We start from the raw sequence: 19,172 nt of genomic DNA, 5'->3' as shown, positions 1-19,172 counted from the left end.
TGCGGGAATGCCCTCCGACTCACTCTGCTGCCGGACCGGTCCCCCGCAGGGCGAAGACGCCCCGGTCCACCACGATCCTGCCCTGCGACCGCACCTCGAAGAGCGCCCGTTCCCCGCGCTCCCAGATCCGCACGGTGAGTTCCTGTCCCGGAAACACGGGCGAGGTGAAGAGCGACGACATCGTCCCGAACCGAGCCGGGTCGCCTCCGCAGAGCTTGTGCAGCAGCGCCCGGCCGGCGAAGCCGAAGGTGCAGAGCCCGTGCAACAGCGGTCTGCGGAAGCCCAGACGTGCGGCGATCGCGGGATCGTAGTGCAGCGGGTTCGGGTCACCGCTGAGCCGGTACAGCAGAGCCTGGTTGGGAGCGGTCCGGTAGTCGACGGTGTGGTCAGGCGCCCCTTGCGGGCGCTCCCACGGCTCGTCCTCGCCCGGCTCTCCGCCGAAGCCGCCCTCGCGCCTGATGGTGAGTCCGGTGCGTACCTCGGCGAGCGGCCGGCCCGTCGTGGGGTCCACACAGGAGGACTCCAACACCGCGAGCGCGCTGTTGCCCCGGTCCCACAGCGCGGTCAGCCGCGAGGTCGTGGCCGCGGACCCGTCCGCGGGGAGCGGTCCGTGCAGCGTCAGGGACTGCTGGGTGTGGAACAGTTGCACTACGTCGAAGTCCCCCAGAACGGGCTCGGCCCGCCGGGAGGGCAAGGTGGCGGCGAACGTTGGCAGTACCGAGGGCGCGACTCCCCCGGAATTCTCCGTGGTGAACTCCAGTTCATGGCAAGGATCATCGCCACCCGCGCCCACTCCGAGGGCATACAGGAATGTGTCCGAGAACGACCACCTCCGGGTTCCGGAATCCCAGGCCCGTCCGACGAGATCATGGTAGAGCGTCATCGCTCAGCTCCAAGAATGACGTGTTGACCGAAACCGTATATACAGCGTCCGAAGCCCACCGAGACGGGGTTGACGAAATGATTCGAGTACTCCTGGTCGACGCAGGGGGAATTCTGTTCAACAACATCAACGAGGAGACCTCCTTCCTCCCGGACATCGCACGCCGCTACGCCGTCGACGAAAGCCGTCTGTTGGCCGCCGTGCTGTCGTCGGCCCATGCCTACGAGAGCGGCGCCTGCGACGCGCACGATGTGCTGCGTGGCCTCCTGGAGGAGGCGGGCAGCCCCGTCGTGGAGTCCTACGACGACGAGTGGGTGGACCGCCTGTACGCCTCTCATGTGCGCTGCTACGGCTCCAACGTCGTAGCACTGAACGAGGTGTCCCGCGATCGCCCGGAGCTCACCCTGGTCCTGGCCAACAACGAGGCCGAGCAGTGGGATCATCTGAAGGACCGTCACCACGGCCACTACGAGCTCTTCGACCACCTGTGCTCGTCGTGGCGCGTGGGCCAGGTCAAGCCTTCCGCCGAGTACTTCGCCGAGGCACTGGGCCGCTGCGGTGCCGATCCGCACGAGGCACTGATGGTCGACGACCGCGCGACCGTCGTCGCGGCCGCTCGAAACCTCGGCATGCCCACCCTGCACATCACCAGTCCCGAGGAGTTGCGCACCCGCCTGCGGAGCACCATCGAGAGCCTGGTGCCGTCGATCCGAGGCTGACCGACCTCCGCTTCTCAGAATTCACTGACCCCGGCGTCGACGGCCATGGCGTGCGCAGTGACGTGGCGGGAGGCATCAGAGACCAGGAACAGCACCGCGTTCGCCACGTCCTCGACCGAAATCCCGTCCACTGGCTGCATGTTGACCAGCATGCCGCGCAGCCGCGGATCGGCCATGCTCGCCTTGGCGACCTGGGTGAGCATGGCACGGCTACCCATCGCGGTGTCGACTCCGGTCGGGTGCACGCTGTTCACCCGGATCCCGAACCGTGCGAGTTCGGCGGCGAATGCCTTCGCCATGCCGCGTACCGCGAACTTGCTGGTCGTGTACGGAATCATGAACGGCTGCACCTTCAGACCGGCCGACGAACTCATCAACACGATGGAGCCGCCGCCCGCCGTCACTAGATGGGGTGCGGTGGCCATCACGGTGTTCCACGTTCCGGTGACGTTGACGTCCATGGTGTCGCGGAAGATGTCCTCGGTGACCTCGTCCCAGGCCCGGGGCATGCAGATGCCCGCGTTGGCCACCACGGCGTCGAGCCGCCCGAGTTTCTCCACGGCGCCGTCGACGGCTTCGCGCACACCGGCCAGGTCGCGGACGTCGGCGATCAGGGGTATCACCCGCTGTCCTGACTCCTCCGCCAGGGATACGGTCGCATCGAGGTCGGTCGGCTCGGACGAGGCGTAGGCCACGCCGCCGGGCAACGCGGCGCATAGGTCGAGGGCGATCACGTCGGCGCCCTCGACCGCCATCCGGACGACGTGTTCCCGGCCCTGCCCACGGGCCGCACCGGTCACCAGCACGACCTTGCCCCGCATCAATCCACTCACGGCCTGTCCCTTCCCGAGCGGTTCCCCAGGGTTTCGACCTCACCCACGCTAGCGAGCCGCACGACTTTGTTCACGGTGTCCAGGTCCATCGACTCGGCCCGTTCAGACAGCGTTCGCCACAGGGGGGCAAGAGCGCTAAGGTCGAAGGACCACCTCCTGTCTCGCTTCTCGCCCGACTCCGCACATGACTCCATCGACTCGCACCTCACCGTGCCGGGTCGCACGAGGGAGACCGTTGAACTGACAAGCGCCTGTGGCTCCTCGTCCCGGACCGGCCGGCTCGGTACCGCACCGACCGCCACCGGGCCGACCCCTACCGGACCGTCTCAGTTCCGCCGTGGACCGCGCGCTGGCCCGTCCGGTCGCCCAGCAGCCCCGTGACCAGACTCCGAGGCCGTGCGCAGGTGCGGGGCCGTGTTGGAGGGCGTGGCGCCGGTTGTGAGCACGGAGGAGGTCGACCGACTGCGGACCCAGCTGGCCGCGGTGGCCGGCGACACTGCATTGCTCCGCCAGGACGGCGACTGCGCCGAGACGTTCGCCGGGACGGCCGAGCACTCGATCGCAGCCACGGCCGGCACCCCGCACCGCATGGCAGCAGTTCTCAGCCCAACGGCCGGACTGCCGGTGGTCCCGGGTCGGCAGGCTCGCCGGCCAACCGGTCGAGCAGGTTCCGGGTGGCCCGGCGGGGCGGGTCGGCGATGTGCGCACGAGCCGAGGCTGAGGGGCGTCGAGCTGAAGGTGGCGGGGCCGGCGGCTGGCCGCTCGGCGTGCGACACGGATTCAGCTGGTGAATGCTCGGATCAGGAGCATGCGTCGACGTCGATCTCAGCATCCCGTACGGGACGCCCACACGGGGTACGTCATCGCAGGGAACAACAGCACACCGGCCGAAACGTCGAACGTGAAGGACCGCCACGGGTCACCGGCCGCCCGTGGCGCGCCGCCCCACGGGCACCACGGCGGCCCCCAGCGCGCGTCACAGCACGTTCGGCCCAAAGGCATGGAGGTGGACGCATGCAGTCGGTCATCCCGGACTACCTGGCCGAGGCCCTCGGGGACGTCGAGTCGGACACCTCCGGAGAACCGGCGGACTACATCCCCGAGCTCGCGACGGCGGACCCGGAGCTCCTCGGGGCGGTCTTCGCCACCGTCGACGGCGAGGTCTACGGCGCCGGCGACATCGACACCGAGTTCACCATCCAGTCGATCTCCAAGCCGTTCGTGTACGCACTGGCCCTGACGGACCGGGGCTTCGACCCCGTGCTCGCCAAGGTCGGCGTCGAGCCGTCGGGAGAGGCGTTCAACCGGATCTCCCTCGAAAGCGACACCGGGCGCCCCTTCAATCCGATGATCAACGCAGGTGCGATCACCACCCACTCGCTGGCTGGCCCTGCGGGCATGGATCCGCAGGAGCGCGTGGAGCGCGTGGTCCGCGGCCTGTCGGCGTTCGCCGGTCGCGGGCTGCGGGTGGACGAGAGGGTGTGCGTGTCGGAGATGGAGCACGCGCACCGCAACCTCGCCATCGCGTACATGCTGCGCGGCTATGACATCCTCATCGAAGACCCCAGGGTCGTCGTCGAGGGCTACACCCGCCAGTGCTCCGTGCTCGTCACCGCGCGAGATCTGGCCATGATGGCCGCCACGCTGGCCCATCGGGGCGTGAACCCCCTCTCCGGCGAGCGCGTGGTCAGCGAACCGGTGGTGCGTCAGGTACTGAGCGTCATGTCCACCTGCGGAATGTACGACGCGGCCGGGGACTGGGCGACCCAGGTCGGCATCCCGGCGAAGAGCGGCGTGGCCGGGGGTCTGATCGGCGCGCTCCCCGGCCAGATCGGCATCGCCACGTTCTCGCCACGACTGGACCCCCACGGGAACAGCGTGCGCGGGGTGTCGCTGTTCGAGCGGTTCTCCTCGGACATGGGGCTGCACGTGATGGAGGTGCCAGCCGCGGCGCGCGCCACCCTGCGGTCCAACCACGTCGTCGGCAGCGGTCCGGATGCGGTCCGGGTCCTCCAACTGCAAGGGGGGATCGGGTTCGCCGGAGCCGAGAGGGTCGTCCGGGAAGCAGTGACCACCGCCCCCACGGAGACCAGGGTGGCTTTGGACCTCACGATGGTCTATGTGGTCGACGACGTGGCACGGCGCATGTTGCTGGAGGTCGTGCGTCGACTCACGCTGGACGGTCACCAGGTCTACCTCGTCGACCCGGATGCGATCATGCCCGATCCCGATCCGGGCGACGGCGGCCGAGTCACCGTCGTCAGCGAGGTGGGACAGGGCGTGGTTCCGCCGCGCGAGGCGGCCCCGCGCAGAGGCCGTCCGGAAGAGGGGGGAGGGGTGCCTGGCTCATGATGTGCGGCGAGCAGGTCGCCGCGTTCGTGACATCAGCGCGTCCGCCGCCGGTGCCCCGCGGCGGTCGCGGTGCGGTGCCGGATACCAGCGGGCGGGATGTCCTCGTGCGACCGGAGGGAAGGGAGGACCGCATCGGTCACACCAACCCCCTTGACGAGAAACGTTCCTGATGGCTCATCAGGACATTGCGCCGCCATGACGCCCCGTTCGCGGCGGCGACGGGTCCACCCGGTCTCGGATCCTGGAACGCGGGTTGTCGGGAGCCGACAGCCATCACCACAATCGCTCCGATGAGCGACAAGCACGGGTACGTACGCCGGTTCGCACCGGCTTCCGCCGTCACCGCCGGACTGATCGCCGTACTGGTGGGAGTCACCAGTTCCGCCGCTATCGTCTTCACCGCCGCGAAGGCGGCCGGTGCCGGGCCGAAGGAGATCACCTCCTGGATGCTGGCCCTCGGGGTCGGCATGGGAGTCACCTGCATCTGGTTGTCCCTGCGCTACCGGGCGCCGGTCGTGACCGCCTGGTCCACGCCCGGGGCGGCCCTGCTGACGACGGGACTGGACGGCGTCACCCTGCCGGAGGCCATCGGCGCGTTCCTGGTCTCCTCGGCGCTGATCGTGCTCAGCGGGCTGACGGGCTGGTTCGAGCGGGCGATGGGCAGGATTCCGGTGCCGCTGGCGGCGGGGCTGCTGGCCGGCGTTCTCGTACAGTTCGGCACCGGGCTCTTCGCGAGCATGGAGAACGACTTCGCCGTCGCGTTCTCCCTCTTCGCCGCGTACCTCGTGGGCCGTCGACTGGTGCCCCGGTACGCGATCGTGGCCTCGCTCGCCGTGGGCGTCCTGGTCGCCACCGTTCAGGGTTCGCTGCAACCGGGCCGCATCCAACTCGGCTTCGCCGAGGCGGTCTTCACCGCCCCCGACTTCTCCTGGTCGGTCGTGCTGAGCGTGGCGCTGCCCCTGTTCGTCGTCACGATGGCCTCCCAGAACCTCCCGGGCGTGGCGGTGCTCACAGCGGACGGATACGGTCGGGTGCCGGTGTCCCCGCTGATCACCACCACGGGAGCCGTCAGCACCGTGTTGGCGCCCTTCGGCTGCTTCGGCCTCAACCTGGCCGCCATCACCGCGGCGATATGCACCAGCCGCGAGGCGCACGAGGACCCGGACCGGCGCTACCTGGCCGGCGTCTGGGCCGGTGTCTTCTACCTGTGCGTGGGCGTGCTCGGCGGCACCGTCAGCTCCCTGCTCACCCTGCTGCCCCCGGCGCTCGTCCTGGGCATCGCCGGGCTCGGCCTGCTCGGCACCATCGGAAACTCCCTGCTCTCCGCGCTGTCGGACGAGGACTTCCGGGAGTCCGCCGCGGTCACGTTCCTGGCCACCGCGTCCGGCGTGACGCTGTGGGGAATCGGCTCGGCGTTCTGGGGCCTGCTCGCCGGGGTGCTGACCTTCGCGGTGACGCACCGGGGTCGACGCCCCGTCCGTCCCCCCGCCGCGCCGTCCCCCTCCACCACTCCTTCCCGCCCGCCGCAGGACTCCGCCCACCGCCCGTCGAGCTGAGACGGCGCACGGAGGGCAGGAGCACCGCCCCCGAGCCGGCGGCAGGAAGAGTGCGCCCGGCCGCCACACTCCACCTCTCCCGCCTCGCGCGTGGAAAGGAACGCGCCACTTTCTTCCGCGAGGGGTGAGCGGTCGTCCTCGTCGGGAGCGAGAAGCGGAGACAACTCCCCTATAGAACAAGGCACTTCACACGACTTCCTACGGCGACGCACATGACGACCCAATGGGGCGATGTCTCACCATCTGGACGCCTCCCGGAGCCCCTGAACACCCTCTGACGTGCGAGTGTTCGAGAATTTCGGCGAACTCCCCAGTAGACCCCCTTGAAAAGCGTGTCGATCACATGCCAATGTCATGCGTCGATGACACGAGCCGCAGCGTAACCCCGCAGACGGTGGTCGTGCAGTCGTCTCAAGTCCCCCCATCCGAAACCCGGATGGGTCAGTGCGTGGCCCCGTCACGGGGCTGGTCGTCCGTCATTGCTCCATGGCTATTTCAGCAGAGGGAGCCCCATGCACGGCTTAGGCGCATTCACGTCAGGACGCAAACACATTCCCCCGGGTAGCCGGTCGGCGTCCATCGCTGGACCGATCCGTCATTGCCCGGTCGATTTCCAGAAGCTCCACCGATGTTTCCGCGGCGGACTGCTCCCCCCGTTCCGCGCCGGCAGTCAGGCCCTCGTGCCTCACTCCTCGACCGGCGCGTCGTCCCGCGCCGTCGCCACCGTCGGCGCGGCACCGCCCGGGCATCGGGTCGCGAGTCCGCGGCCGTGGCGGTCGCCCGGTGCCGGCAGGAGTCCCGGGCCCGGTCGAGCCCGCCCCGCTCCCCCGCCGCACCCGGAGGAGCCGCCCCACCTCGCCGCCCACCGCTGAACCGTCGCACCACGGCCTCCACCTGCGCTCTTCCCGCCGCTCGTGACGCCCCTGCCCGGACGCACGGATCACGGAGGGGAATGACCCCCGCACCTCGCGACGCCCCGGCTCCGGTACCGCCTCCCCCTTCCACGCAGCGCTGAGCCCGCTTCCCCGTACTCCCGGACCGACGCCCGGGGTCCCCCCACCTACACGTGTCCGTCTTCCCGCGTCTTCCACGTCTCCCAGGTCCACCTCGGCACCTCCTGCCCGCGGCAGGCAGGGGCGCCGTGCCGGTGGTGCTCGGCATCACCGTGCCCGGAACGGGCCCGCCCCACCCCGCACCCAGGAGCCGACCAACCGCGTCACGGGTGCCGCCGGCAGCGCCGCCGGCCGGAACCCGTCCCACCTCACCTCAGACGCGCTCCCACCCGGCGTCCGAAACCCACCGACCGGTGTCACCGGGTCCGCGCACGCCTTCCCGGTGCCCCCAACCCGACAGACCACCGAGAGAAAGAGTCGAGACATGAGTCAGCCCACGCGGACCAAGACGTTCTCCCTCACCCCCGAGGAGCTCAGGAAGTTCCACCAGGACGGCTACATCGGCCCGTTCGACCTCTACGAGAAGGACGAGATGGAGGCGAACCTCCAGGCCCTGCGCCCCAAGCTGCTGAACACGAAGAGGGCCATCTACAGCAGCGGAAAGGCGGTCTCGGGAAACACCAACCTGGCGAACTACGACCGGCACCTCGACGTCGACTTCCTCGCGGACCACATCACCCGGCCCGAGATCGTCGACCGGGTCTCCAGCATCCTCGGCCCGGACACCCTGTGCTGGCGGAGCGAGTTCTTCCCGAAGTACCCCGGCGACGAGGGCACCGACTGGCACCAGGCCGACAACTTCTCCAACGTCGCCGGTTCCAAGCATCCGCAGATCGTCTGGCCCGAGGACGCGGACTTCGGCGGCACCATCACGGTCTGGACGGCGTTCACCGAAGCCAGCGTGGAGAACGGCTGCCTCCAGTTCATCCCCGGCTCGCACAAGACGATGAACTACGACGAGTCCAAGACCATGGACTACGACCCGGACGCCATCAACCGGACGGAGAAGAACGGTGTCCGCCGGGGGTTCTTCGGTCATGACTACCGTCAGCTCCAGAAGGACCCGAACTGGAGCCCCGACGAGTCCAAGGCGGTGTCCCAGGTCATGCGCCAGGGCCAGTTCATCGTCTTCTGGTCGACGTTGATGCACGCCTCGCACCCGCACTCGGGCCTCACCGATCAGATGCGTCTCGGCTTCGCCGCCCGCTACCTGCCGACTTCGGTGAAGGTCTACCCGTACTCCACCGATCTGGAGGAGTTCGGCGGCCAGGCGAGCCTCGCCCAGTTCGGCAACGTCCTCACCACCGGTCAGGACACCCACGGCCACAACCGCTTCGTCGACCGCACGGTCACCGGCCACCCGTTCCGGACCCGCTGACCCGCCGAAAGGACTACCACGGTGTCGAACAACACGCAGAGCAGCAGGACTCCGAGCCAGGAGGAACTGGAGCAGTGGGTCCTCAGCGCCTGCCGGGACATCGGGCTCGGTGCCGAGGACGCCGATTCCGACTTCTTCGGGGCGGGCGGCACCTCGCTGACGGCGATCCGACTGATCGCCAAGGCGGAGGAGGGCTTCGGTGAGGACGCCCTCGACCCGGAGGACCTCTTCGCCCGCAGCAGCATCCGGGAGATCGCCGCCACGATACTCCGCAGCACGCGGACATGAGGCGACCGGCCGTGCAGTCTGCCGGCGACACGTGGGTACCGCTGATCCGGCCCGCCTCGGGGACCCGTCGCATCCGACTGATCTGTTTCCCGTACGCCGGCGGCGGCCCCGACCTCTTCAGAACCTGGGCGGACGGCCTGGACGACGGGGTCGAACTGTTCGCCGTCAGGCTGCCCGGCCGGGGACCGAGGCTACGGGAACCGCTCTACGAGAGTTGGGAACCGCTGGTCAGGGACACCTACCGGGCGCTGTCCGAGGCCGGCTGCCTCACCGACCCGCACGCCTTCTTCGGTCACAGCTTCGGCGCCCGGCTGGCCTACGAGACGGCCCGCCTGGCGGCCGACGCCCGGCCGGGCGCCACCCGGCGGCTGTTCGTCGCCGGCAGCCGCAGTCCCAATCGCCCCCAGCACCGGCCGTACCTGCACCAACTCCCGCAGGAACGGTACGTCGAAGCCGTGCGTGCCATGGGCGGGACCCCCGCCGAGGTCCTGGACAACCGGGCCATGATGCGGCTGTTCCTGCCGACCATGCGCAGCGACATGCGCCTGGCGGAACTGTGGGGCGACCGTCCCGGGAACTCCCCCTTGGACGTGCCCATCACGGCGCTGTACGGGCGGGACGACCCCGTCGACGGACGGACGGCGATGCGCGACTGGACGCTCTACACCCGCCGGGAGGCGGAGCTGCTGGAACTGCCCGCGGGCCACTTCTTCCTGGACACGCACCGCGAACTCCTACTGGAAACGATCAACGCAAGGCTGGTGAGCAGCGTATGACCACCGCGCCCGACCGGTCGGCCGCGCCGACAGCGGCACCCCTGCGGATCGAGGCCGGGCCGGCCGCCCTGGCCGCCCACCGGGCCCTCAACCAGGACACCGACACCCCCTACCCGGACCTCGGCGTCAAGGAGTTGTTCGAAGCACAGGCCGCCCGCCGCCCCCGTGCCACCGCCCTGGTCCACGAGGGCGGCAGACTCGACTACGCCGCGCTGAACGGCCTCGCCAACGACCTGGCGGAGACGATGCGGAGCGCGGGCGTCCGTCCCGGTGACACCGTCACCGTGCTGATCGGCCGCTCGGCCGAGCTGATCATCGCCCTGCTCGCGACCATCAAGTGCGGCGGCACCTACCTGCCCGCGGACGCGGACTGGCCGGACGAACGACTGCGCGCCCTCCTGGACCGCACCGGCTCCGTACACGTCCTCGGCCGGGCCGGCGATCTCGACGCCCTCGCCGCGCGGCTGCCCGGTCGGCGGTTCCTGCCCGTCGAACGCGACCGGTTGACCGAGCGGGAGCAAGCCCCTGCGCACCGCGGCTCGCCCGACGACATCGCGTACATCAACTTCACTTCCGGCTCCACGGGCGTCCCCAAGGGCGTTCCGATCCGCCACCGCAGCATCGTGCGTCTGGTCCACCGAACCCGGTACTGCCGCCTGGACGAGGAGTCCGTCCTCCTGCAACTGGCCCCGGTCTCCTTCGACGCGGCCACCTTCGAGATCTGGGGGGCCCTGCTCCACGGCGCCACCCTGGTGCTGTACCCGTCGTCCTTCGTGCGCCTGGGCCGACTCCACCGCGTCCTGACCGAGCACCGGGTGACCGCGGTCTTCCTCACCACCGCGCTGTTCAACACCGTCGTCGACGAGGCGCCGGACACCCTCGCCGACGTGCGCACGGTCCTCACCGGCGGCGAGGCGCACTCGCTCACCCACATGGCCGCGGCGCTGCGGATCTACGGGCCGGATCGCGTGGTCAGCGTCTACGGACCGACCGAGTGCACCACCTTCGCGACCTACCACCCGGTCCGCGCCCTCGACCGGGACGAGTCGAGCCTCCCCATCGGCCGGCCCATCCAGAACACCCGTGCCTACGTGGTGCGGGACGGGCACCTGTGCCCGCCCGGCGATCCGGGGGAGGTGCTGCTCGCCGGCCCCGGTCTCTCCCCCGGGTACCTGGGGCTGCCGGAGGCCACCGCGCGCCACTTCGTGGATGCGGAGGTCGACGGCGTGCCGGAACGGCTCTACCGCACCGGTGACCGGGCCTTCCTCTCCGAGCACGGGCACCTGGTGTTCCAGGGCCGCCTCGACGACCAGGTCAAGATCAACGGATTCCGTGTCGAACTCGGCGAGGTCGCCTACCACTTGGACGCGCAACCCGCCGTGCGCCGCAGCTTCGTCACCACCCGGCCGAACCGGCAGGGCGGTCGGGAACTGGTCGCCTTCGTCGTGCCGGACACGGCCGACTGCGACCCCGAGACCCTCCGCGCCCGCCTGCGCCAGCGCCTGCCGCACTACCTCGTCCCCACCGTCCTGCGGCTCCGGGCCGACCTGCCGCTGACCGCCACGGGCAAGGTGGACCGCAGTGCGCTCCTCGCCGACCTCGACGCCCCCTCCGCCGCCGTGGAAGGAGCGTCATGAGCGTCTCCCCGCCCCCGGTCGGCCGCCTCCTCACCGAGCGCGCGCTCGCCCACGACTTCCCGTTCTTCGACCACGGGCACGATGCCTTCCGGGCGCTGGTCCGCGCCCGGCTCGCGGAGCACGTCCTGCCGCACGCCGAGGCGTGGGAACGGCAGGGACGCATCGCCGCGGAGGGCTGGAAGGCCCTCGGCGCGGCCGGCCTCCTCGAAGTCGGCCACAGCGGCGACGACTTCCTGCACAGCGCCGTCCTCCTGGAGGAACTCGGGGCCACCGGGTACGCGGGCATCAGGGCGTCCGTCGGGGTGCACGCCTACATGGCGCTCTCGTACGTCCTGTTGTTCGGCACTCCGCAACAGCGGGAAGCGTGGGTTCCGGCCGCCCACCGCGGCGAGTCGGTCACCGCACTGGCCATCAGCGAGCGGAACTCGGGATCGGACCTGCGCGACCTGCGCACCCGTGCCCGGCCGTCCGACGGGGCGGACGGCTTCGTGCTCGACGGACGCAAGAGCTACGTCGCCAACGGCACCCGGGCCGGTCTGCTCGTGGTCCTGGCCCGCACCCGGCACCCGGACGGCGCGACCGCCGGTACGGGCGGCGGACGCGGGCTGGCCAACGCCAGCATGCTGCTCGTCGACGCCGACAGTCCCGGTGTGACCCGCCGGCCCCAGCCCATGGCCGGCTGGCGGGCCGCGGACATCGCGGAGATCGACTTCGACCAGGTCGAGGTCCCCGAGACGGGGCTGCTCGGACGCCGCCACCGCGCCCTGCTCCAGCTCATGCGCGCACTCGACTTCGAGCGCCTGGTCGCGGGCCTGTTGGCGGTCGGCGGGGTGCGGTACACCCTCGAACTGCTCGACACCCACGTCTGCACACGGCACGTCAAGGGCGTGCCCCTGGGGGCTCACCAAGCGGTGCGACATCGACTCGCGGAACTCTACGGCGAGTTCGACATGGTGCACCGGTACGCCCACCACGCGGCGTGGCTGCACGCACAGGGGCGGTTGGACACCCGCACGGCGTCGGTGCTGAAGCTGCGTTCCACGGAGCTGGCGGTGACCGCCGCACAGGTGTGCGCCCAGTACCACGGGGCGCTCGGCCAGCAGGAAGGGGCCGACGCCGCCCGTGTGCACCGTGACGCGACGGCCGGGACGATCGCCGCGGGAGCCAGCGAGCTGCTGCGCGACATGATCTTCGAGGGGAACTGACATGGCCGCACGCTCCTCCGCACCCGAGCGTTCGACGCGTCGCCGGTCCTGGGCGGCCGTCGCTCTCACCGGTGTGCTGCCGCTCGTCGTCATCGTCCTCGTCATGGTGATCGCCGAGGGCAGTTCCGGCGACGCGTCCGGTTCGACGGCACGCGACGGAGCCACCGGCCCGCACCTCGGGGCCACGGGGCACTTCCTCCTCGCCGCGGCCGTCGTGGTGGCCGCCGCCCACCTCGGAGGCGCGCTGCTGAAGCGGCTCGGCCAACCCCGGGTCGTGGGCGAGATATGCGCCGGCCTCGCGCTGGGGCCGACCCTCCTCGGGAATCTGGCTCCCGGCACCATGGCCTGGCTGTTCCCTGACAGCGTGCTCGGTCCCATCAACGGACTGGCCCAGATCGGTCTGGTCCTCTTCATGTTCGGCGTGGGGCAGGAGTTGGCGGGCATGCGGCTGCGCGGCGCGGCCACGCGCATGCTCATCGTCAGCCAGTCGTCGACGCTGGTGCCCTTCGCCCTGGGCGCAGCCGTCGGCGTCCCCCTGGTCGCGCACTACGCCGGACCCCACGGGGACGGCATCGTGTTCGTCCTGTTCATGGGCTGTGCGCTGAGCATCACCGCGTTCCCCGTCCTGGCCCGGCTCCTCGCCGACCTGGGCATCACCCGCACCGAGGCCGGGCGGCTGAGCCTGTTCGCGGCGGCGGTGGGTGACGGCGCGATCTGGCTGGTCCTCGCCGCGATCCTGGCCGTGACACACGGCGGGGACCCCACGGCGCTGCTGCTCAACGGGGTGATGGCGGTCGCCGTGGTCGCGTTGCTCCTCGGGCCCGTGAAGCGTCTGCTCGCCCACTGGGCGGAGCGGAAGCGCAGTGGTGAAGTCGGCGTGCTGATGGTCGTGGTCGGGGTGACCGCCATCGCGGCCCTCACCGCCGCGATCGGGGTGCACCAACTGATCGGAGCCCTGCTGGTCGGACTCGCCTGGCCGGTCCGCCGTGAGGGGGCGTCCGGGATCGGCCCGGGCATCGAGCAGCTGATCGATACGGCCAGAACCGTCCTGCTGCCGTTCTTCTTCTTCGGATTCGGCCTCACCGTCGACCTCAGTGCGCTGGAGTGGGGCGCCCCGCTCGTCGTGGTGTTCCTGGCGCTCCTGGCGCTGGCCGTCTTCGGCAAGGTCGCGGGCCCCGGCCTCGCCGCGTGGTTGTCCGGCATGCAGCCGCGCCCCGCGATCGTGCTCGGCGTGCTGCTCAACGCACGGGGACTGACCGAGCTCATCGTCATCCAGATCGGCTACGACGCCGGCATCATCGACTCCCGGATGCAGGCCGTCCTCACTCTCGTCGCCCTGAGCACCACCATGATGGCCAGTCCCCTCCTGCACCTGTTGAAGGCGGGCGGGGACGAGCGGCCCGGCGGCCGCGCCCGGACCTCGTCGGGGACGGCAGCGCCGGGCGACGGACCGGGCCCGCCGTCCCAGGAACTGACGTCCGCCGTGGAAGGACCCGTCACGGGCCCCTCGCCCGGCCCCGCCCGCACCCGGTGACCAGGCGCTGACGCCCCGGCCCGCCGGCGCACGCCCTCCGACTCCCGGCGACGGGCCGGGGGGGTCGTGCGCCGCCGTCCGGTGGCGTTCGGCGCCCGTTCGGCGGGCGGCAGGAAGCCGGAGCAGGCCCCCGCACGTCCCCGGATCGTTCACGGACGCGGTCGTGGAAGGTCGACGTCGGCGTCAGTCGGCCCGGAGACCGACCGCCAGCGTCAGTTCGAGGACCCGATGCGGCGATGCGAGATCCGGAAAGAGCTCCCGCAGTTGCGACATCCGGTACCGGACCGTCTGCGGATGGACGAACAGCGCCGCCGCCACCTCCTCCCGTCTGCCCTGGTGCAGCAGCCACGCCCGCAAGGTCTCCTCCAGCCGCCGTGCCGTCGCGACGGGCAAGGCCCGCAACGGTGCGAGGGCTCGGGCCCGCAGGTCCGCGAACGCGTCCGCGTCGGCGCTCAGCACCAGCTCGGGCAGGTGGTCCTCGGTGTCGCGAACGTCCGGGGAGAGGGAGCGCGCGCGCACGGCCCGTGCGTACGAGGCGGACGCCCGGGTCCACGGACGGGCCGGACCGACCACGGCGGTGCGGTCGGTCAGCTGGTTCAGGAGGTGCGGCCGGTCGGCATCGGGGACGAGCAGCACACCGGTGGCGTCCGGCACGTCGTCGAGGACGAGGGTGCTCGGGTCGAGCGTGCGGTAGGCGGGCCGGGCCTGGGCGGCGGGCAGCAGGACCGCGGTCAGCGACACCGGAGGCTGCCACCCCGCGCGTTGGGCGGAGGCCAGCAGCACGTCGGGGCTGGCGCCGGCGAGGAGGTCGCGGGCCAGGTGTTCCAGGTGGAGTTCGTGGGCCCGGCCGCGGGCGGCCAGTTCGTCGGCGTGGCCCGCGGCGCTCGCAGCGGAGAGCTCGTCGATGTAGGCGAAGGTCAGCTCGGCGAACTTGGCGACCTCGGCCGCGGGCAGACCTGCGGGAACGGCACCCGCAGCCAGGCATCGCCAGGCCACGCGGGCACCGACGCGGTAGGCGCTGAGCAGGGCGTCCATCGAACGGCCGTCGCGCACCTCGCCGCGGCCCAGCTCGTAGGCCGCGTCACCGGCGTCGCCGCCCGTGACGTTCCCGCTCGCGAGGTCCAGGTAGTGCCCGAGGGCGGTGCGGACCGATCGACGGATGGTGCCGCCCATCCGGCCCGAGAGGGCGTTGGCGTACGGCGGAACCTCATCAATGATCGCCTGGACGACCTCGTCGGCCGTGCTCTTCAGCGCGGCCCGAAGTGCGGTGACCGTCGCCTCGTCCAGGGCCAGCTCGGTGGCCCTCCGGATGGTGTACCCCATGTTTTGTTCCCAGCAAACAAATCAGCCGACCAGATTCACGTCCTACGGGTAAGACTTTACGCGCGGAGGCACATCAAGCTGGAGCCATGACGAGTGCAGCCCTCCGCAGTAGGGCGTGGAAACTGCTGGAGATGGTCACGACGCCGCTGTTGCCGTCGGACTACCTCGACCTGGTCAGCCCCCTGCGTACGGGGGCCGACCTGCGGGGGCGCATCGAGGCCGTGCACCCCGAGACGAGTGACGCCGCGACCATCGTGATCAGGCCCGGACGGGGCTGGCGCGGCCACACGGCCGGCCAGTACGTGCGGATCGGGGTCGACGTCGACGGGGTGCGCCTGTGGCGCGCGTACTCCCTCACCTCGCCGACGAACCGTCGGGACGGCCGCGTCACGATCACCGTGAAGGCGATCCCGGACGGCAAGGTCAGCAACCACCTGGTGCGCAGGGCGAAACCGGGCACGCTGGTCCAGCTCGACCAGGCGACCGGTGACTTCGTGCTGCCGGAGTCCCGGCCCGCCAAGGTGCTCTACCTGACGGCGGGCAGCGGCATCACGCCGGTGATGGGCATGCTGCGCGACACCGAGTTCGACGACGCCGTCATGGTCCACTGCGCGCCACGGTCGCAGGACGTGATCTTCCGCAGCGATCTGCACGACCTGGTCGCGGAGAAGAAACTCCGGCTCACCGAGGTGCACACCGACACGGACGGCATGCTCGACATCGCCCGTCTCGACGCACTCGTGCCCGACTGGGCCGAGCGCGAGACCTGGGCCTGCGGGCCCGCGGGCCTGCTCGACGCCGCCGAGGAGCACTGGGCCGGGCACGGCCTCTCCGAGCGCCTGCACACCGAACGCTTCCGCCCCACCGTCACCGTCGTCGGTGACGGCGGCGAGGTCACGTTCAGCACCACCGGCAAGAGCGTCGACGCGGACGGCGCCACGCCGTTGCTGGACGTCGGCGAGGAGGCCGGCGTGCTCATGCCCTCCGGGTGCCGCATGGGCATCTGCTTCGGCTGCGTCACGCCGCTCAAGGCGGGCGCCGTCCGCGACCTGCGCACCGGCGAGATCACCGAGTCCGCGCCGGGCGTCCTCATCCAGACCTGCGTGTCCGCCGCGGCGGGCCCCTGCGACATCGAACGGTAGGAGCACCGTGACCGCCATCGACCCCACCGCCCACCTGACCGCGGAGCAGATCGAGGAGCTCGGCCGCGAGCTGGACGCGATCCGCGACGAGGTGCTCGCCAGCCGCGGCGAGAAGGACGCCGCCTACATCCGCAAGGTCATCTCGGTGCAGCGCAGGCTGGAGCTGGTCAGCCGGGGCGTGCTGCTGTTCTCCCTCTTCCCGCCCGCGTGGGTGATCGGAACCGTCGGTCTGTCCGTGGCGAAGATCATGGACAACATGGAGATCGGCCACAACGTCCTGCACGGCCAGTGGGACTGGATGCGGGACCCGAAGATCCACTCCACCACCTGGGAGTGGGACCACGTCTCGCCGGCCGACCAGTGGAAGCACTCGCACAACGAACTGCACCACACGTACACCAACGTGATCGGCAAGGACAACGACCTCGGCTACGGCATCATGCGCGTCGACGAGGACCAGCGGTGGCACCCGTTCCACCTGGGCCAGCCGCTGTGGAACTTCATCAACGCCTGCTTCTTCGAGTACGGCATCGCCGCGTACGACCTGGAGCTCGGCAAGAACCTGCACAAGCGTCGCCGCAAGGACCCGGAGTTCCGCGCGCGGGCCAAGGCCGTGGGCCGCAAGATCCGCAAGCAGGTGCTCAAGGACTACGTGATCCACCCGCTGCTGTCGGGCCCGTCGTTCCTCTCCACGCTCGCCGCCACCTTCACCGCGAACCTGGTCCGCAACCTCTGGTCCCACTCGGTGATCATGTGCGGGCACTTCCCCAAGGGCGTGCAGGTCTTCGAGCGCCGGTCGATCAAGGGCGAGACGCGCGGCCAGTGGTACCTGCGCCAGATGATGGGCTCGGCGAACATCAGCGGCAGCAGGGCCATGCACTTCATGACCGGCAACCTGTCGCACCAGATCGAGCACCACCTCTTCCCCGACCTGCCGAGCAACCGGTACGCCGAGGTCGCCGTGAAGGTGCGCGCGCTGTTCGAGAAGTACGAGCTGGAGTACGTCACCGGGCCGCTGCCCAAGCAGGTGTTCTCCGCGTGGTGCAAGGTCTTCCGGCTCTCCCTGCCCAACAGGAAGCCCAAGGTCAAGACGCCGGACCGCGAGCTCCTCGCGGCCTGATCCCGGTACGGGTGCGGACCTGTCGGCCGCGGCACCGGACCGTGGGCGGCGTGGACGCGGTGGGTCGCTGACCGCGCCGCCGCCCCCGCGGTCCACGAGCGCGCGCGGCCGACGTCGTCCCCCGCGGTCAACCCGGTTTGACCGCCAGCGTCGCGAAGTAGCTCGACATGTACGGGGCGGACGCGTCGGAGTGGTGCGGCGCTTCCGCGAAGCCGGTGAGGACGAACCCCGCGGCGAGTTGCCCGCCGATCTGGTCGGTGAGGGTGTGGCCGTACTCAAGAGCGGCATCCGCACCGAACTTCGCGGCGCGTTGCTCGGCGGAGTAGTGCGTGACATCGCTGTAGGGCAGCTTGTGCACGACGATCAACTCGTCGCGCTCGTCGAGCGCGTCCTGGTCGAACAAGTACGCATCGGGGTTGAGGAAGCCCGCGAGCAGGGTTCCGCCCGGTCGCAGGACGCGGAAGCACTCACTCCACACCGGCGCCAGGTCCGGTACGAACAGGTTGGAGACCGGATGGAACACGAGGTCGAACGTCGCGTCGTCGAAGGCGCCGAGGTCGCGCATGTCGCCCAGGACGGTGCGCAGTTCGAGCCCGTCGCGCGCCGCCACCAACCGATCCTGGTCGAGCTGCCGGGGTGAGTTGTCGAAAACGGTGACCCGCGCCCCCGCGGCGGCGAGGATCGGAGCCTGTTGGCCACCGCCGGAGGCCAGGCACAACGCCTCCTTGCCGGTCAGATCCGCCGGCAGCCAGGAGCGGTCGACCGGCTCATGCCCGATGAGAACGATGGACCAGTCTCCCGCGCGGGCGCGTTCGATGACCTCAGCGCTCACCGGCCTCGTCCACTCGCTACCCTCTTCGACGTACTTGTCCCAGGCTGCCCGATTGTGGGCAGCGGGGTCGGCCACCACGTCCTGCACGTGCGACTCCCTGCTTCGGCCGGGCGTACACCCGCGGTACTGACAGTTCGACGTCGCCAGCCAACACGATCACTGAGCGCGGCTCAACAGGATTTGCCGGACCTCCGCACCTCGACGAATCCCTCCGTTCGCCACACGGACCCCGCCGAGAGCCGGGCAGCCGGGCGAGGACTCGCCGATCCGATGCATCGACCGGCTACCCGACCCAGGCCGCCTGACGAGCCAACTACAGCCCCTCGCTTCGCTGTTGTGACAGTCGGTCCGATCGATTAGGGTCGCCCGACGTGAACACCGGACCGGCGCTACGCCACGCACGGATTGGCCACCCGGTGGGGGGCTGATCGCACGACGGGTGCAGAGGACGCACCCCCTCAGTTCGGCACGCGGACCTCCCGGCACTCGCGCACCGCGAGTCCGCATCGAGCACTGGGCCGACCCTCAGATGCGCCGTCCAGGCGAGATCAACAACGAGCACGGCGGTCGAGGCGTGTACGTCAAGGACCCCGCCGGTCACGCGATCGAGCTGATCACCCGCCCGTATCTGTAGCGGAGGG

At 70.5% G+C, this 19,172-nt stretch carries 15 protein-coding genes and 2 pseudogenes; 13 read left to right on the top strand and 4 right to left on the bottom strand.

What is annotated here, in order from left to right; translation table 11 throughout:
* Positions 1 to 19 precede the first annotated feature (19 nt).
* On the bottom strand, positions 20 to 883 hold the full coding sequence (locus ACSMX9_RS26570; protein WP_445397670.1) for a MaoC/PaaZ C-terminal domain-containing protein: 864 nt from the start codon (positions 881 to 883) through the stop codon (positions 20 to 22).
* 77 nt (positions 884 to 960) lie between these two features.
* On the opposite strand from ACSMX9_RS26570, the gene ACSMX9_RS26565 reads away from it, so the two are divergent.
* Positions 961 to 1,602: an HAD family hydrolase gene (locus ACSMX9_RS26565; RefSeq protein WP_445397668.1), complete on the top strand. Its 642-nt coding sequence runs from the start codon at positions 961 to 963 to the stop codon at positions 1,600 to 1,602.
* Between the two features lie 14 nt (positions 1,603 to 1,616).
* Here ACSMX9_RS26565 and ACSMX9_RS26560 read toward each other — a convergent pair whose 3' ends face one another.
* Positions 1,617 to 2,435, bottom strand: a complete 819-nt coding sequence (locus ACSMX9_RS26560; protein WP_445397666.1) for a mycofactocin-coupled SDR family oxidoreductase — start codon at positions 2,433 to 2,435, stop codon at positions 1,617 to 1,619.
* Between the two features lie 393 nt (positions 2,436 to 2,828).
* On the opposite strand from ACSMX9_RS26560, the pseudogene ACSMX9_RS26555 reads away from it, so the two are divergent.
* From ACSMX9_RS26555 to ACSMX9_RS26515, 9 genes and pseudogenes are all read left to right on the top strand, one after another.
* Positions 2,829 to 3,053 (top strand): annotated as a pseudogene (locus tag ACSMX9_RS26555) (3-deoxy-7-phosphoheptulonate synthase); the annotation flags it as partial.
* A 396-nt stretch (positions 3,054 to 3,449) separates the two neighbouring features.
* Positions 3,450 to 4,787, top strand: coding sequence for a glutaminase (locus ACSMX9_RS26550; RefSeq protein WP_445397664.1), 1,338 nt, complete (start codon positions 3,450 to 3,452; stop codon positions 4,785 to 4,787).
* A gap of 290 nt (positions 4,788 to 5,077) precedes the next feature.
* A complete protein-coding gene (locus ACSMX9_RS26545; RefSeq protein WP_445397662.1) occupies positions 5,078 to 6,343 on the top strand; it encodes a benzoate/H(+) symporter BenE family transporter in 1,266 nt (421 codons plus the stop codon).
* A gap of 1,377 nt (positions 6,344 to 7,720) precedes the next feature.
* The gene (locus ACSMX9_RS26540) at positions 7,721 to 8,674 is read left to right on the top strand and encodes a chlorinating enzyme (protein ID WP_445397660.1); all 954 of its coding nucleotides are present in this window, start codon (positions 7,721 to 7,723) and stop codon (positions 8,672 to 8,674) included.
* A 21-nt stretch (positions 8,675 to 8,695) separates the two neighbouring features.
* Positions 8,696 to 8,962: an acyl carrier protein gene (locus ACSMX9_RS26535; RefSeq protein ID WP_445397658.1), complete on the top strand. Its 267-nt coding sequence runs from the start codon at positions 8,696 to 8,698 to the stop codon at positions 8,960 to 8,962.
* A gap of 11 nt (positions 8,963 to 8,973) precedes the next feature.
* Complete coding sequence (locus ACSMX9_RS26530; protein ID WP_445397656.1) at positions 8,974 to 9,738, top strand: thioesterase II family protein; 765 nt, start codon at positions 8,974 to 8,976, stop codon at positions 9,736 to 9,738.
* Positions 9,735 to 11,375, top strand: coding sequence for an amino acid adenylation domain-containing protein (locus tag ACSMX9_RS26525; RefSeq protein WP_445397654.1), 1,641 nt, complete (start codon positions 9,735 to 9,737; stop codon positions 11,373 to 11,375). Before ACSMX9_RS26530 ends, ACSMX9_RS26525 begins: the two co-directional genes overlap by 4 nt.
* Positions 11,372 to 12,580, top strand: coding sequence for an acyl-CoA dehydrogenase family protein (locus ACSMX9_RS26520; RefSeq protein WP_445397652.1), 1,209 nt, complete (start codon positions 11,372 to 11,374; stop codon positions 12,578 to 12,580). Before ACSMX9_RS26525 ends, ACSMX9_RS26520 begins: the two co-directional genes overlap by 4 nt.
* Before the next feature lies 1 nt (position 12,581).
* The gene (locus tag ACSMX9_RS26515) at positions 12,582 to 14,114 is read left to right on the top strand and encodes a cation:proton antiporter (RefSeq protein ID WP_445397650.1); all 1,533 of its coding nucleotides are present in this window, start codon (positions 12,582 to 12,584) and stop codon (positions 14,112 to 14,114) included.
* A gap of 183 nt (positions 14,115 to 14,297) precedes the next feature.
* On the opposite strand, the gene ACSMX9_RS26510 is transcribed toward ACSMX9_RS26515, so the two are convergent.
* On the bottom strand, positions 14,298 to 15,437 hold the full coding sequence (locus ACSMX9_RS26510; RefSeq protein ID WP_445397648.1) for a PucR family transcriptional regulator: 1,140 nt from the start codon (positions 15,435 to 15,437) through the stop codon (positions 14,298 to 14,300).
* Between the two features lie 86 nt (positions 15,438 to 15,523).
* On the opposite strand from ACSMX9_RS26510, the gene ACSMX9_RS26505 reads away from it, so the two are divergent.
* Positions 15,524 to 16,579: a ferredoxin reductase gene (locus ACSMX9_RS26505; RefSeq protein ID WP_445397646.1), complete on the top strand. Its 1,056-nt coding sequence runs from the start codon at positions 15,524 to 15,526 to the stop codon at positions 16,577 to 16,579.
* A 7-nt stretch (positions 16,580 to 16,586) separates the two neighbouring features.
* Positions 16,587 to 17,699: a fatty acid desaturase family protein gene (locus ACSMX9_RS26500; RefSeq protein ID WP_445397644.1), complete on the top strand. Its 1,113-nt coding sequence runs from the start codon at positions 16,587 to 16,589 to the stop codon at positions 17,697 to 17,699.
* 127 nt (positions 17,700 to 17,826) lie between these two features.
* Here ACSMX9_RS26500 and ACSMX9_RS26495 read toward each other — a convergent pair whose 3' ends face one another.
* Positions 17,827 to 18,618 carry a class I SAM-dependent methyltransferase gene (locus tag ACSMX9_RS26495; protein ID WP_445397642.1) on the bottom strand — a complete coding sequence of 264 codons (792 nt, stop codon included), beginning with the start codon at positions 18,616 to 18,618 and terminating at the stop codon, positions 17,827 to 17,829.
* 418 nt (positions 18,619 to 19,036) lie between these two features.
* On the opposite strand from ACSMX9_RS26495, the pseudogene ACSMX9_RS26490 reads away from it, so the two are divergent.
* Positions 19,037 to 19,165, top strand: a pseudogene (locus ACSMX9_RS26490) (VOC family protein); the annotation flags it as partial.
* Between the last annotated feature and the right edge of the window lie 7 nt (positions 19,166 to 19,172).

Source organism: Streptomyces sp. LE64 (genome assembly GCF_052606915.1).
The sequence above is the reverse complement of the archived record's forward strand: the minus strand, read 5'-3'. Positions and strand labels throughout refer to the sequence as shown.